The organism is Streptomyces sp. NPDC052052 (assembly GCF_040680455.1).
Taxonomy (GTDB): Bacteria; Actinomycetota; Actinomycetes; order Streptomycetales; family Streptomycetaceae; genus Streptomyces.
This window is the reverse complement of the sequence record NZ_JBFAWU010000036.1, coordinates 41,667-56,830: the sequence shown is the minus strand read 5'-3', so window position 1 is coordinate 56,830 and position 15,164 is coordinate 41,667. Positions and strand designations below refer to the sequence as shown.

Annotated in this window: 8 protein-coding genes; 1 reads left to right on the top strand and 7 read right to left on the bottom strand. The window is 70.3% G+C overall.

Translation table 11 applies throughout. The features are described from left to right. The 6 genes from AB0L71_RS30910 to AB0L71_RS30885 form a co-directional block, all read right to left on the bottom strand. On the bottom strand, nt 1–3,899 hold a 3,899-nt coding region (locus AB0L71_RS30910), incomplete at its 3' end, for a beta-ketoacyl synthase N-terminal-like domain-containing protein (RefSeq protein WP_365249402.1). A gap of 329 nt (nt 3,900–4,228) precedes the next feature. Then, the gene (locus AB0L71_RS30905; protein WP_365249399.1) at nt 4,229–4,798 is read right to left on the bottom strand and encodes a response regulator transcription factor; all 570 of its coding nucleotides are present in this window, start codon (nt 4,796–4,798) and stop codon (nt 4,229–4,231) included. A 534-nt stretch (nt 4,799–5,332) separates the two neighbouring features. Next, nucleotides 5,333–6,208 carry a 3-hydroxybutyryl-CoA dehydrogenase gene (locus AB0L71_RS30900; protein WP_365249396.1) on the bottom strand — a complete coding sequence of 292 codons (876 nt, stop codon included), beginning with the start codon at nt 6,206–6,208 and terminating at the stop codon, nt 5,333–5,335. Beyond that, nucleotides 6,205–6,450: a 3-oxoacyl-[acyl-carrier-protein] synthase III C-terminal domain-containing protein gene (locus AB0L71_RS30895; RefSeq protein WP_365249393.1), complete on the bottom strand. Its 246-nt coding sequence runs from the start codon at nt 6,448–6,450 to the stop codon at nt 6,205–6,207. The genes AB0L71_RS30900 and AB0L71_RS30895 overlap by 4 nt, the downstream gene beginning before the upstream one ends. A 5-nt stretch (nt 6,451–6,455) precedes the next feature. Then, nucleotides 6,456–7,808, bottom strand: a complete 1,353-nt coding sequence (gene ccrA, locus AB0L71_RS30890) for a crotonyl-CoA carboxylase/reductase (protein WP_365249390.1) — start codon at nt 7,806–7,808, stop codon at nt 6,456–6,458. 230 nt (nt 7,809–8,038) lie between these two features. Beyond that, complete coding sequence (locus AB0L71_RS30885) at nt 8,039–10,912, bottom strand: LuxR family transcriptional regulator (protein ID WP_365249389.1); 2,874 nt, start codon at nt 10,910–10,912, stop codon at nt 8,039–8,041. Nucleotides 10,913–11,071: 159 nt separating this feature from the next. On the opposite strand from AB0L71_RS30885, the gene AB0L71_RS30880 reads away from it, so the two are divergent. Then, nucleotides 11,072–13,990, top strand: a complete 2,919-nt coding sequence (locus AB0L71_RS30880; RefSeq protein ID WP_365249387.1) for a LuxR family transcriptional regulator — start codon at nt 11,072–11,074, stop codon at nt 13,988–13,990. A 63-nt stretch (nt 13,991–14,053) separates the two neighbouring features. Here AB0L71_RS30880 and AB0L71_RS30875 read toward each other — a convergent pair whose 3' ends face one another. After that, a complete protein-coding gene (locus tag AB0L71_RS30875) occupies nt 14,054–15,079 on the bottom strand; it encodes an SMP-30/gluconolactonase/LRE family protein (protein WP_365249384.1) in 1,026 nt (341 codons plus the stop codon). Nucleotides 15,080–15,164 lie beyond the last annotated feature (85 nt).

Genomic DNA, 15,164 nt, shown 5'->3' with positions numbered 1-15,164 from the left:
CCGTTGGGTGCGGTCAGGCCGTTGGAGGCACCGTCCTGGTTGACGGCGCTGCCCCGGACGACGGCCAGGACCCGGTGTCCGTTGCGCCGGGCGTCCGACAGCCGCTCCAGCAGCAGCAGTCCCACGCCCTCGCCCCAGCCCGTGCCGTCGGCGGTGTCCGCGAAGGCCTTGCACCGCCCGTCCGGCGCAAGCCCGCGCTGCCGGCTGAACTCGATGAAGATCCCGGGGGTGGCCATCACGGTGGCACCGCCCGCGAGCGCCATCGAGCACTCGCCCGAACGCAGCGACTGGCACGCCAGATGGATCGCCACCAGCGACGACGAACACGCCGTGTCCACGGTCACCGCGGGCCCTTCGAGCCCCAGGGCGTAGGAGATCCGGCCGGAAGCGACACTGGAGGTGGTGCCGGTCAGGGTGAAGCCGCCACCGGCATCGTCCGGCACCTCGTGCATCCGCGGTCCGTAGTCCTGCGCCATCGCGCCGACGAACACCCCGACCCGGGACCGGCGCAGCGAGCGGGGCTCCATACGCCCCCGCTCGATCGCTTCCCAGGCCACCTCCATCAGGAGTCGCTGCTGGGGGTCCATCGCCTCGGCCTCGCGCGGGGAGATGCCGAAGAAGTCCGCGTCGAAGCCCGCTACGTCGTCCAGGAAGCAGCCCCGGCGGGTGGAGGAGGTGCCGGCGTGTTCCTGGTCCGGGTGAGGGAGCCGGTCCGGTTCCCAGCCGCGGTCCTCCGGGAAGTCGGACAGCCCCTCGCCGCCCGAGGCGATCAGTTCCCAGAGGTCCTCGGGTGTGGTGACCCGGCCCGGGTAGCGGCAGGCCATGGACACGATGGCGATGGGTTCGGCGGTGTCGGGCGTCGGCGTGGTGTCGGGCGCCGCCGCCGGTTCCTCGCTCGGCGCCGGTCCGGCGAGTTCCCCGCGCAGACGGTCGATGACGTGGTCCGGTGTGGGGCAGTCGAAGACCAGACTGGTGGGCAGCCGCAGTCCGGTCGCGGCGCTCAGCCGACGGCCGAACTCGGCACCGGTGACCGAGTCGAAGCCCAGGTCCTTGAAGGTACGGTCCGTTTCGACGTCCTCGGGACGGGTGTGCCCGAGCACGGAGGCGGCCGTGCCCCGTACCAGCCCGGGGAGGGAGGCGATGCGCTCGGCGGCCGGGCTCTCGTCCTCCGGCGGCTCCGCGGGAGGGGGCGCGGCCGCGGTCGCGGAGCCCGGGAAGCCGGCTGCGACATGGGTCGTGTCGAGCCAGTGGCGCCTGCGCTGGAAGGCGTACGTGGGCAGGTCGGCGCGGCGTCCGCCCCGGTCGGCACAGCGGGAGGCCCAGTCGACCGGTGTGCCGTGCGCGTAGGCCTGTGCCGCGGACATGAGCATGCGGTCCCAGCCGCCCTGGTCCCGCTGGAGCGACCCGACCACGGCCCCCGCTCCCTGAAGGGTCTCCTCGATGTCGGACACCAGCACCGGGTGGGGACTGTTCTCGACGAACCGTGTACATCCGCCCGCCGCCAGTGCGCGTGTGGCCTGTTCGAACCTGACCGGGCTGGAGAGGTTCCGGTACCAGTAGTCGGCGTCCAGAGCGTCGGTGGAGTGGCGCTCCCCCGTCACCGTCGAGTAGAAGGGCACGTCGGACGGGCGGGGGGTGATGCCGGCGAGCAGTCCCAGCAGCTCCTCACGTACGGGCTCGACCCGTGGTGTGTGCGAGGCGTAGTCCGCCGCCCGGACCATGCGGGCGCGCACGTCGCGGCCCTGGTAGCGGGAGACCAGTTCCTCCACCGCGGCCCGGGTACCGGCCACGACCGTCCTGCTCGGGCTGTTGATCCCGGCGATGTCGAGGTCCGTGCCGTACTGGGCCAGGTCCTGGCGCACCACATCGGCCGGCAGGGGTATCGACGCCATCGTCCCGCTGCCGGCCAGGGCCCGCACCACGCTGCCGCGTTGCGCCACGACCTTCGCCGCGTCGTCCAGCGACAGCGCCCCGCACACGTAGGCGGCCGCGACCTCGCCCTGCGAGTGCCCCACCACGGCCTCGGGGACGACCCCGAGGGAACGCCACACGGCGGCCAAGGACGCCATCACGGCGAACAGCACGGGCTGGATCACGTCGCTGCGGTCGAGAGCGGGCGAGCCCTGCGCGCCGCGGAGCACGTCCATCAGGGACCAGCCCGTGTGCGGTGCCAGGGCGTCCGCGCACGCCTCCAGTTCGGCCCGGAAGACCGGTGACGACTCCCAGAGGCCCTCGGTCATCCCGGCCCACTGGCCCCCCTGTCCGGGGAAGACGAATGCGGTCGCGCCGTCGCGCGTGCGCCCGGTCGCGGTACGGGCCCCGATGCCACCGCGGGCCAGTTCCCCGAGTTCGGCGAGGAGTTCCGGCCGGTCCTTTCCGAGCAGCACCGCCCGGTGCTCGAACTCCGATCTGGTCGCCGCGAGCGACCAGGCCACGTCCGCCGCCGTGAGGTCCTCGTGGGCGGACACGAAGTCCGCGAGCCGGTCGGCCTGCGCGGTGAGACCCGCCGCCGACCGCGCCGACACCACCCAGGGGAGGAGGCCGTCGCCGGACGCCGTCCGCGGGGCCGCCGGGGCGGGGGCCGCGGACGGCGCCGCGGCCAGCACCAGGTGACAGTTGGTGCCGCCGACGCCGAAGGACGACACGCCCGCGAGGCGCTCGCCGTCGTCCCCGGCCGGCCAGGGTGTGAGGACCCTGGCCATCCTCAGGTTCCAGTCCTCGAAGTGGATCCGTGGGTTGGGCTCCGAGAAGTTCAGACTGGGGGGTATCTCGGCCTCGCTGATCGCCAGGACGGTCTTGAGGAGGCCGACGACGCCCGAGGCGCCCTCCAGGTGCCCGACGTTGGTCTTGGCGGACCCCAGCAGGAGCGGTGCGTCGTCGGCGGTCCGGGGAGCGCCGAGCACGCCGGCGAGCGCGGACGCCTCGATCGGGTCCCCGACCCTGGTTCCGGTGCCGTGCAGTTCGACGTACTGCACCCGGCGCGGATCGACTCCGGCCCGTCGGTAGGCGGACGCCAGCACGGCTTGCTGGGCGTCGGCGTTGGGGGTGGTGAGCGTCGTGCTGGGTCCGTCGTTGTTCACGGCGCCGCCGCGGATCAGGCAGTAGATCCGGTCGCCGTCCTCGACCGCGCGGGACAGGGGCTTGAGGAGGACCATTCCACCGCCCTCGCCGCGCACGAAGCCGTTGGCCCGCGCGTCGAAGGTGTGGCACCGGCCGTCCGGGGACAGGGCGCCCAGCCGAGCCATGGCGAAGGCGCTCTCGGCGACCAGGTTGAGGTTCACTCCCCCGGCCAGGGCAAGGTCGGCCTCACCCTGGCGAAGGCTCTGGCACGCCAGGTGCACGGCCACCAGCGCCGAGGACTGCCCAGAGTCGACCGTGAGGCTGGGCCCCTGGGCGCCGAGCACGTAGGACAGCCGGTTGGCGATGACGCCCCGGTGTACGCCGAGCGCGCTCCGGTGGGCGGCGGTGCCCCGGCTGTGCCGGTCGTGCAGAAGGGCGTAGTCGTCCCAGATGGCGCCCACGAACACCGCGGTCCGTGTCTCGCGGAGAGCCGCGGGGACGTGCCCGGCGTCCTCCAGTGCCTCCCAGCCGAGTTCCAGCACCAGTCGTTGCTGCGGGTCCATCGCGGTCGCCTCACGGGGCGAGATACCGAAGAACCCCGCGTCGAAGCCGTCGACGTCGTCGAGGAACGCGCCCCATCGGGCGTTCTCGGTGCCCCGAGGTGCCCGCGCCGGGTCGAACGGTCCGGTGCCCCATCGGCCCGGAGGGACCTCGGTGACCGCGCTCTCTCCGTTGCGGAGCAGCGTCCAGAACTCCCGCGGACTTCCTGCCCCGGGCAGCCGGCAGGAGAGTCCGACGACGGCAATCGGCTCGTTGTGGGGGACGGGGGTCTGGGGCATCGTGTCTCCAGTCGACTGGTTCGGCTGGTCCCTCCCCCGGGCGCCGGCGCACGGTGCATGGCGGTCCGGAGAAGGTGGGCGGGGTCGGGGCGGAGCCCTCCGGGAGCGTGCGGAATCCCGAATTTCTCAGAACGGATCCGGCCTGCGGTGACCGCTCCATTGCGGCTGCTCTCCGGCGGGCCGGACCGAGATTTCCCTCAGCGAACCATCACCGGCCGGAGCCACACAAACGCGGCGCCCTGCCACTGCCTGTTCGTCCCCCGCTCCTTGCCCATGTGCCCCCGCCCCGGTCCGTGCCGCAGGGCCGAGAGATTCGGCAGCACCGGAACTCATATGACACCCGCCCGTATGGCATAGGACACCAGGTGGGTCCGGTTCTTCAGATTGAGCTGTTTCATGAGCCCGTAAAAGATGTTCTTTATCGTTCGTTCGGAATACGACAGCTCCCGCGAGATCTCGGTGATGCCGTATCCGTCGGCGGCCAGCCGAAGCACATCAATTTCCCTGGAAGAGAAACCGGAGCTGGTGAGCCCACGCGGAGCCAGCACGTCCCGCTGCACCCGGTACACGTGGTCCAGCAGGTCACTTTGCAACGAGGCAGGGAAGTGCGCACCCCCTTCATTCACCAGCCGAATTACCTGCACCAGCTTTGCGCGCGAGAAGTCCGACTGCCACAGCACGGCACGAACCCTGAGGTCAGCGGCTTGCGAGTAGTCAGCATTCCAACTTCGACCAACAATCAGGATGAACCCGCCGACGGGCTTATCCGATTTCCTGAGAAGATCCATCGTCGAGGCGTTCACGGTTTCCGCGAAGACGACGACGACGTCCGCCTGCCCACCCGCACCCCTGGCGAGCGTGAATTGCGATGCCCCTTCTATCGAGCTTGTGAGGCCCATGGAAATTATGGGATCGTCCGCTTGAACCGCCACCCGAATAGCACGCACAGGGTCCCCCCACTGATTGATTGGTTCCCCGACATACGGCGTGAGAGATCATCCTGCTGGACACCACACACCGTCATATTCAACAGCCGTGATCCGTTCCGGACATAGCCGATAATCGCATGCAGCGCACGCGGAACCTGATATTCAGGTCGGCGACCGGCTACTTTTAGGGAAAAGTCACGCGACAGCTCACGAACGGCTCCCGGTCGACAGGAAACGTGACCGTAACATTGACAGCCGAGGGCCGCTCAGGGCCGCGTCCTCTCACGGCCGCAGCCGGAATTGACGCCTTCTTGGCGGCGGACGCATCGAGCGGGTGCCGCGCCGGGGTGCGGTGCACCCTGCGGCATCCGAGCGCGGGCCGCCGGCATCACCGGACCTGCCCGGCCCGTTCATGCCGTACGGGCGACGCCGGTTCCGGCGCCGCCCGTACGGCATGGGTCCTTTGATCCCCGCCGGTTCACGGGGAGGAAGAGATTCCGCGGCTCACGGCACGGGGGACTGCGGGTAGGAGTGGAAACCCTCGCCCGTCTTCCGTCCCAGGAGACCGGCTTCGAGCATGCGGAGCAGCAGGCTCGGCGGGCTGTGCAGGGGTTCCTTGGACTCCTCGTGCAACTCCCGGCTGATGGCCACGACGACGTCCAGACCGATGAGGTCGGCGAGTTCGAGTGGGCCCATGGGGTGGGAGCAGCCGAGTTTCATGCACTGGTCGATCTCCGCGGCGGAGGCCGTGCCGCACTCCAGCATCCTGACCGCCGAGAGCAGATAGGGGATGAGCAGCGCGTTCACGACGAAGCCCGGCCGGTCCTCCGCGTCGATGACCTCTTTGCCCAGGGTGTCCGTGAGAAACGAGCGCGCCCTGCTGAGAGTGGCCTCGCGGGTGCACAGCGACCCGATCAGCTCGACCAGGCGCATCACCGGCACGGGGTGGAACAGGTGCGCCCCCAGCACGCGTCCGGGGTCGCTCGTCACCTGGGCAAGTTTCATGATCGGAAAGGACGAGGTGGTGGTCGCCAGTACTGCCGCGGGGTCGTCCACGACCTCGTCGAGGGTGCGGAAGATCTCCTGCTTGACGGAGAGGCGCTCCACCGCCGCCTCGAGCACGAGGTCCCGGTCCCGCAGCTGTTTGAGGTCGGTGCAGAACTCCACCCGTGCGACCACCGTGTCACGGGCGTCCTCGGTGAGTTTTCCCCTGCGCACCATCCGGTCCAGCGATCGCCGTATCCGCTGCCGTCCCCGGTCGGCCGACGCGGGGCTCGTCACGGTGACGAGCACCTGGAGCCCCGCACGGGCGCAGACCTCGGCGAACCCGGCTCCCACCTGCCCGCAGCCGACGACGCCGACCCGCTCGACGGCGCTCACACCGACCACCGCATCAGGCTGTTCCCGACGGCCATACCGCCGCCGGCACCGGAGAGCAGCACCACGTCTCCTCTGCTGATCCTGCCGGACCGCCCCGCGTCGTCGAGTGCGACCGGTACCGAAGCCCTGCCCGGATTGCCCAACCTGTCCGCGACGAGCGCGGTGTGGGCGAGTGGGGCCAAGTCGTTGGTCCCGACGCGCTCGCCGAGGTACGTCCCCCTGCCCAGGATGCCGATGCCCACGCCGTCTACTCCTCGTCCCCGCCGGGGTGGAAGTCCCTCAGCGCGTTCAGCCGGTCCTCACCGATCCTGGCCCGGGTCCGGGGATCGGCGACGCCGAGTCCGCGCTCCTGTGCCATGCACAGCACGGCTACCTTCCCGACGTGGCGGTTGGTCTGGAGAACCCGGGTCGCCTCGGCCGTCTCCGAGAGCGGGTACACGGCCGACAGTGTGGGGACGACCTGCCCTCGCTCGATGAGCCGGTTGGCCTCCCACTGCTCCTGGAGGTTGGCGATGTGGCTGCCGATCACCCGCTTCAGACGCATCCAGAGGTACCGGTTGTCGAAGGTGTGCTGGTAGCCGGTGCTGGATCCGCACGTCACCACGGTCCCGCCACGCCGTACGACGAACACCGACAGGCCGAACGTCGAACGGCCGACGTGCTCGAAGACGATGTCGGGGTCCGTACCGACCCGGTCCCGGATGATCCGCCCCAGCCGGCGGCCGATGTCGATCGTCTGCCGAGGATCGTCGGCCGCACCGTCGGTGAGCCCGAACTCCCTGCGGTCGATCACCACTTCGCATCCGAGGGCCCGCAGCGCGGCGGCCTTGCGTTCGGAACTGACGACCCCCACCGGGATGCCGCCCCCGTTGCGCACGAACTGGACCGCGTAGCCCCCGAGTCCGCCCGCCGCGCCCCAGATCAGCACCACGTCGCCCTGCTTCATCCGGGCTCCGCGGTCGCCGACGAGCATCCGGTAGGCGGTTCCCGCGCACAGTGGGTTGCTCGCGGCCTCCTCCCAGGTGAGGTGAGCCGGCTTGGGCAGGAGCTGGGTGGCGCGGACCACCGCGTACTCGGCGAGTCCGCCGAAGTTCGTCTCGAAACCCCAGGCGCGCTGTTCCGCGCCCAGCATGCCGTCGGCGTGCGTCGCCGGCTCCTGTTCGTCCACGTAGGCCGGGCTCACCACCACCTGATCGCCCACTCGCCACCGGCGTACGCCGGAGCCGGTGCGTACGACGACCCCTGCGCCGTCGGAGCCCACGACCTGATACGGCAGGTCGTGGCGGGCGGCCCAGCCTCCCTGCCCGGCGAACTGTCTGAGGAACCTGAACGTCGGCACGGGCTCGAACATGGCCGACCAGACCGTGTTGTAGTTGATCGAGCTGGCCATGACGGCCACGAGGACCTCGTCCGGGGCCAGTTCCGGCATCGGGACGAGGCCGACATGCAGTGATTTGCGGACGTCCTTGTCGGTCACGCCGGAGAAGATGTCCTGGTCGTCCTGGCGTACGTAGGCGGCCCGGTATTCCCGGGGGAGCGGAATTCTCTCGATCTCCTCCGGCGGGGCTCCCTGGGACACGGCCTCGGTCAAAGCGCTCACAGCCACCCCTCATTCATGCGTGGTCGCTCGGACTTCTCCGTTCCTCCGGATGGGTCGTCGGTCGTCTCGGAGGAAATCCGGTCACGGAGGAAGGATCACGGTCGGGAACCGGATGTTCGTCAGAGAATCACCGCGCCGAGTGCCGCAGCAACAAGGGCCGGCCACAGGTGCCTGTCCGTACACCGACGCCTGCCCGGATGACGGCGGCCGCTTCCGCACTCCCTTTCCGGTCAGTCCGGCGCGTACCGGCTGAGGCTGCCGTCCAGCCACGCCTTGGCGAGTTCCACCCGGGTACGGCAGCCGGTGCTCTCGAAGATCCTGCCCAGGTAGGCCTCGACGCTCTTCTCGCTGCGCGCGAGGGCTGCCGAGATCTGCCGGTTGGTCCATCCGTCGACGACCATCTCGATCACCTTCAGCTCCAGCCGGTTGAAGGCCGTTCTGTCTCCGCGCCGGCGCGGCAGCGGCAGTCGCAACTCCTGGGCGACATCGACCAGATGCTTGCGGACCCGCCGCGACGACATGCCCTCGCTCCACTTCCACGCCTCGACCAACCACTCCTCCGCACCGGTCGCGCGCAGCAGCCACAGACTCACCGGGTAGGCCGATTCCCGCCCTCCGTACCGGGCGAGAGGGCCGTACGCCTCGAGGGCGCTGTCCACGTCGCCCCGTGCGCGGGCGCGCCCGAACAGTGTCGCCGCGCGGGTCAGCCGCGAGCCGACGCAGGTGTCGAGGTCCTCCAGCGCCTCCAGAGCCACGTGGGCGGCGCGTTCGTCCTGTGCCTGGACCGCGCACCCCAGCACACGGAGCAGCAGCCTCTCCAGCCCCGCGACCCGGCCCTTGGCGCGCAGGGCACGGTAGTCCTGCCATCCCCGCTGCCACGCTTCGACGAGGTCACCGTTGCCCTGGCGAAGCCCGAGGAAGGCCCAGCACGGCAGCGGTCCGCTCTCCGAGCTGTCGGGGACCCGATCCAGCCAGGCGGCCGCCCGTGTCATGTCGCCCTGCCAGCAGCAGATGTCCGAGGCGATGCTGCGGCTGTGGACGTACAGCGGCCCGTCGACGGCTGCGTCCTGGCCCGTCACGAGGGAGCGGGCCAGTCTCAGGGCCACATCCCACGACCCGGTCAGGTACTCCCGGACCAGAACCTGGTAGCTGTGCAGCGGGCTGTCCAGGAAGCGGACACCGTGCTCACCGAGAACCATCTCCCATGAGGTCGCCCAGTCCCCGATGGCCAGTGCGGCCCGTAACGCGTCGGGGTCCGCGGGAGCCGGACCGTCGACCGGCTGCCGCGGCCCGGACAGCACGGCGTCGAGTTCGGTGCGTGTGCCCAGTGCGCCCATCAGCAGCCGGGTCTCCCGCTCGGACGGAACCCGCCCGGTGGCCAGATGTATGACCGGGCCGCTCCCGGCGGCGAGGCCCGGTGCGTCCGGCACCGCGGACGCGAGCGGCACGGCAGGCGGGCCTCCCGGTACCTGCGGTCCGGCACGCAGGCGTGCGGCCAGTTTCAGCAGTGCCGCGGCGGACGGTACGCGCATCGCCGCTCGGGCGGACGGGGTGTCGCAGTCGACGGCGCGGGTCCCCAGCCACTGGTTGTGCAGCGCCGCCAGTGCCCAGGCGGACGCCAGCTCGGCAACGATTCCCCGGGCCTCCACGGCGGGGTCCACGATGCGGGGAAGCAGAATGTCGCCGAGGTCCAGCAGGCCGTCGGCCTCGCCGTGGTGGAGCATGAGCGAGATCGCGGTCCGCAGGATGCCGGGCAGTCTCCCGTCGTCCGGCTGCAGTGTGCGCAGCAGTTCGAGGCAGGCGTGCATCGCACGGCCGGTCTCCTCCGGCGCGCCGCATCGTGCCGCGGTGAGCAGGAGTTCCGTCGACACTCCCGTGGCCAGTTCCGGTCCGGCGGCGAGTGCGTGGTCGGCCAGTCTCGGGGCGAGTCCGCCGGTGCTCCCGTTGGCCCGCTGCCGTGCGTTGAGGACGATCCTGGCATGCAGCCGGGCGATGTCCCTGTCCGTACGGAACGTCAGCAGCTCGGTGCCGATGGCGGGTATGGAGCACTGCAGCCGCTGCCTGTCGTCGACGGCGACCAGGCGCAGGGCGACCAGGGTGTCGAGGACACGTCCCAGGTGCTGCGGGGTACTGCCGAGTTCCCCGGCGAGGTCCAGGAAGTCGTCCACCGTCGTCTCCGCCTGCCTGGTCACCCGGGTGAGCAGCGCCAGTACCTCCCCGGGGAAGCTGTCGTCGACACCGGCCGGCGGGCGCTCGCCCATGGACTCCCAGACCCGCCGCAGTTCGGCGTGGAAACCGGGCAGCGGAACGACGGTGTCCGGGGCGACGGGACATGCGCGCCCATCGACCTCGGCCAGCCGGCCGTGCTCCCGCAGCGCGTCGAGCGCGAGCAGGACGGCGCGTGGGTTGCCGGCCAGCCGCCCGAGGTCACGCCGGAGCACGGACATCAGCTCCGGCCCCGCCGGCAGGCCCAGTCGGCGACCGACGAGCTGGGCGGTCTGCCCCGGGCTGAGCGGCGGCACCGCCAGTACCCGGTCGGCGGCCGCGGCCAGGGCGCTCACCGCGCCCGGCCGCCCGACCGGCATCCATCCGGAGACCACGACGCACGCCCCGTCGGACCTCATTCCGCACAGCAGCGCTCCGAGCGCACCCAGATCCTGGTCGGCGACCAGATGGGCGTTGTCGACCAGGACGACCACGGGGCGCGGAACGGCGGCTTCACGGACGGCTCTCTGCGTCTCCAGCATCAGCGGGAGGTAGTGCTGTCCGTCCCGCGCGGTCTGCGCCTGCTTGCGCCGGACCGCCGTGACCAGGGCCAGGGTGCCGTTGTCGGTCTCCTCCACCAGGGTGTCGCACACCTGGTCCACCACGGCGTCCAGACCGAGATCGCCGTGCGCCGCCGGGCGGAGCCGGATCACCAGCGGCGCGGCTCCCGCGCGCGTCGCCGACCGGAAGGCCGCCTTCACCAGGGTGGTCTTGCCCGCCCCGGGGTCGCCGTGGACGACCAGCAGCCGCCCTTCCGATCCGGCCCTGCCGAGCGCCGTCTCGATCTCCCGGAACTCCTCTTTCCGCCCGACGAGCGTGGCACCTCGCTGGGGCGTCAAAATTGTTACCAATTCACACCTTCGTCAGACCGCGAACTCGGCAACGCGTGCATCCACAACTCTTCGGATCCCGGGCTGGGTGTCAAGCGGGCCGTCTATGATCCGGCTCGAAGACGTGCACGATAAAAGATTTCCCTGCGATTTACCCGAGGATGGTCGATGACCAGGAGATTTTCAGCGAACACAGTGGCTCCCGAAGGGAAACCTTTACCATCCGCCGAGCCCGGCGGTATTGGCCGGAAAAACACCGTCCAGCGCCTGTGGGAAACGGTCACATCCGGCACGGGCCCCGCTATCCAGCTTTTGCACGGGGATGTCGGGGCAGGGCGCACGACCGCACTCCACGCGCTCAGGAAACGTCTGGGGACCGCCGAGATCTCCGTCTACCACGTGACGTGTCTGCCCGGCGACCACCTGACTCCTTTTCTCCTCACTCACCGTCTTGTTCTGGCCCTGACGCGGCCGATGTCCGTCCCGGCTGCCTCCGCCGAGTCCATGGCGGAATCACGTTCGTCTCCGGAGAGGCATCGGCCGCCGGCCGGCCCGTCCGTATCCGGCCCGGACAGTGCCCTCGGACTGCTCGACAAGTCACTGCGTACGCAGGGGCCGGCCGTCGTCCTGGTCGACGACGCGCAGCACGCCGACCCCGAGTCGCTGTCGCTGCTCCGTTCTCTCCTGCCGAAAGTCCCCTCCGCACGACTGGTCATGGGCGTGGCCCCCGTCAGAGGCGGATGGCCGGCCGAGCAGCAGACCGAGCGGGCGGGCCTGACCTCGATGTCCGAGGACGGGGTGGTCGGCGTGGTCGATCTGCCGCCGCTCCCCGCACACGACATAGCCCGTATGCTCGCCGTCCGATTACGCGCCGTGCCCGACGACAGACTGGTGGACGAACTGCACCGGCTCAGCGGCGGGAACCCCGCCGCGGTCGTGGCGGCGACGGAACCGGCCGACGGCCGGGTGATACGGGTTCTCATCGGTCACGCCCACCTGGTCACGGACGCGCCGACCCCGCTGTTGCCGGAAGATGATCGCTTCGTGCGGACCCTTCGGGGACTGGGAGACGTCGTGTGGCGGGTGGCCAAGACCCTGAGCCTCCTGGAGCCGATGGCCGACGACACGGCCAGGCCGGTCGCGACGGCGACCGGGCTGTCCGACAGCGCGGTGAAGGAGGCTCTGCACCGACTGGTGGACCACGGGTTCGTGGCCGGACCGGGCGACCACGACGGGAGCCGTCCGTCCGGCTGGCGCTTCCGCGTCCCCCTGGTGGCCGCCTCGCTACAGGCCCGGCTCGGGCCGTACGAACGCCGTGTGGCGGCAGCCGTCGCGGTACACGCGCTGTGGGAGACGGACGACGGTGAACCGGAGGGCGCACCGGGCGGGACACGGCACGGGGACGCCACGGCGCGACTGGCCTACCTGGCGGACCGCATCGTCGATGCCGGAGCGCTGGTCGACCGGCAGCGGGCCGCGCGGGAGTTGTTCGGCACAGCCGAGCGGCTGCGCACCACTCACCGGATCCGGGCGGCCGGCTGGCTGCGGGCCGCCGTCGATCTGACCGCCGATCCGGCCCAGTGCGCCCCGGCGGTCATCGCCTTCGCGTCGGAGGCGTTGCTGGTGGGAGACCAACCTGCCGCCGAAGAGACCATCGCGGCGCTGGCACGCGCGCACGCACAGGAACTGGACACCGTCACACGGGCCGTACTCGTCGCCGTGGAACTCACCAGGCTGGCCTCGACCGGCGACGTCGACAGATTGTCCGCACGCGGGCAGGTTCTGGCCGCCGACGTGAACCGCGACCTGGCCGTTCCCGCCGCGGTGGCCGCGTCCTTGCTGGGCCGATGGGCCGAGGTGGGGAATCTGGTCGAGCGGAGGGGGCTGGACTCCCACTCCGACCCCTGCATCCGGGCGTTCGGCCGGACGTTCAAGGCGAAGGCCCTGCTGATGCGGGGCGATCCGACGGCCCTCCACCGGATCGTCCGTGCCCCGGACATCGAACTGTCCTCGTCCCTGGGGAACTTCGGGCTCACCGTCCACCAGGCCGAGTCCCTGCTGACGCTGAGCGATCTGAAAGGCGCGGAGTCCTTCCTGCACGCGCGTGGCATCGAGGCGGCCCTCTTGCCGCCGCGAGCCGCCTTTCTGTACCAGTTCCTGAACGGCGCGTGGCACGAGGCGTTGCAGGGCGCCCGTCGGCTGATGATCCATCACCTTCCGACGAGCCACGTACCTCTCGGCGTGCTCGTCCACGCCAAGGCATCGACGATACTGCTCGCCCAGGGCTGGCCCTCCCGTGCGCGGACCGTACTCGACAACGCACGGACGATTCCGGCTCCCATGTCTCACCTGCTGGACTCCGCCGAGGCCGCGATCCACCTGTTCTCCAAAGAACCCGAAGCCGCGCGCGAGACACTGCGGCGCGGGCTGGCCGAGGCTTCGGAGGACGGCTGTGTGCTGGGCACCGGTCCGCTCTGGTCGGCTCTGGCAATCCTCGCGGCCACCCAGGGGCAGGCCGATCAAGCGCTGTCCTGCCTGGACGAACTGCACCGCACCGCCACCAGGGGCGACGTCCACGCCCGTCTGCTGTGGCTGCGTTCCCGCGTCGAGGCCGTACGACTCTGCCCCGTCCTGCGTGCCCGGCTGCCCGACAGCACCTCGGACGCGCACGGCGCCCTCGCCCTCGTGCGCTCGTTGGGCCAGCCGTACGAAACGGCTCTCACCCTGCTGGCGGTCGCCAGGGCCGACCCGTCGGCGCCTTCCAGCGAAGCACTGCTGTGGGAGGCCTACGAACTGTTCGGGCACCTCGATGCGCTGCTGTGGCGACACCGGGTCCGGACGGTTCTACGGGAGGCCGGGCTCCGGCCCCCCGAACGCCGGGGCGCCGCACGGGAGATGGATCTGTTGCTGGCACGGCTGGTCGCCGAAGGGCTCTCGAACCGTCGGCTGGCGGCGGCCCTCTCGGTGAGTGAGACAAGTGTCTCCAGCCGACTCAACCGGCTGTTCCGCAGCACCGGCCTGCGGTCCCGCGTGGAGCTGGCCACCGCCGTCGCCACCGGGGACCCCCTGTTCAACCTCCACGGGTGACGCCGGGGCGCAGCGTCCGCCCTGCGGCCCTGCCGGGCAGGGGCGGTCGCGGCGCCCCTCGTGTCAGGACCCGACCACGGGTTCGGACGTCTCGGAGTTCATCTGCCACCTGATCGCAGCCACCGAGAGCTCCATGTCCCGTGCAGGCCTCGACCGTGCGCCCACGCTCTGGCCGCCGATGCGTGGCGCTCCGGTGACGGCCACCAGCAGGGAGTAGAGGCTGGAGGCGGAGGAGACGAAGAGACGGTTGTTCTTCGGCCCTCCGAAGGTGAAGTTGGAAACCGGTGTGGGGAAGAGAATCCGACCGATCAGGGTGCCGTCGGGGTCGTAGCAGTGCAGCCCGCTGCGCCCCGCGGCCGTCCACAGCCGTCCTTCGTCGTCGAACTTGACGCCGTCGAACTGGGCTTCGGACAAGGGCGATTCGGTGAATGTGCTGCCGTCGGAGAGGGTTCCGTCCTGTCGTACGTCGAAGGCCCGGACCTGCCCCGCCAGAGTGTCGGACACGAAGAGCTGTGTCTCGTCGGGGGAGAAACTCAGACCGTTGGGAGTACCGAAACCGTCGGCCACGATCCGGACCTCGCCGCACTCCGGATCCACCCGGTAGACGTTACTGGCGCCGATCTCGCTCTCGCCGCGCTCTCCTTCGTAGTTGCTGATGATGCCGAAGACCGGATCCGTGAACCAGATCGAACCGTCGGAGCGTACGACCACGTCGTTCGGACCGTTGAAGCGGTGGCCCTTGAACGTGTCGGCCAGGACCGTGATGGAGCCGTCGTGTTCGGTCCGCGTGACACGACGCCTCCCTTGCTCGCAGCTGATCAACCGGCCCTCGCGGTCGAGGGTGTTGGCGTTGATGTATCCGGCCGGAGCACGAAGGACACCGACCGCGCCGGTCGTTTCGTCCCAACGCATCAGACGGTCGTTCGGGATGTCGCTGAAGATGACCTGCCGCCACGCCGGCAGGTAGATCGGCCCCTCCGTCCACCGGGAGCCGTCGAAGAGTAACTCCAGCCTCTTGTCCCCGTTCGCGGGGATCAGGAACCGGTCGTCCAGCACCTCATAAATACTGGATCGCGCTTTGAAGGACATACTTCCCCCGTTCAGAACCACTATCAGGTGGGATATGTACCTCGACAGATTTACCGGACACCCCTTCGACCCCACAAGGCATTCC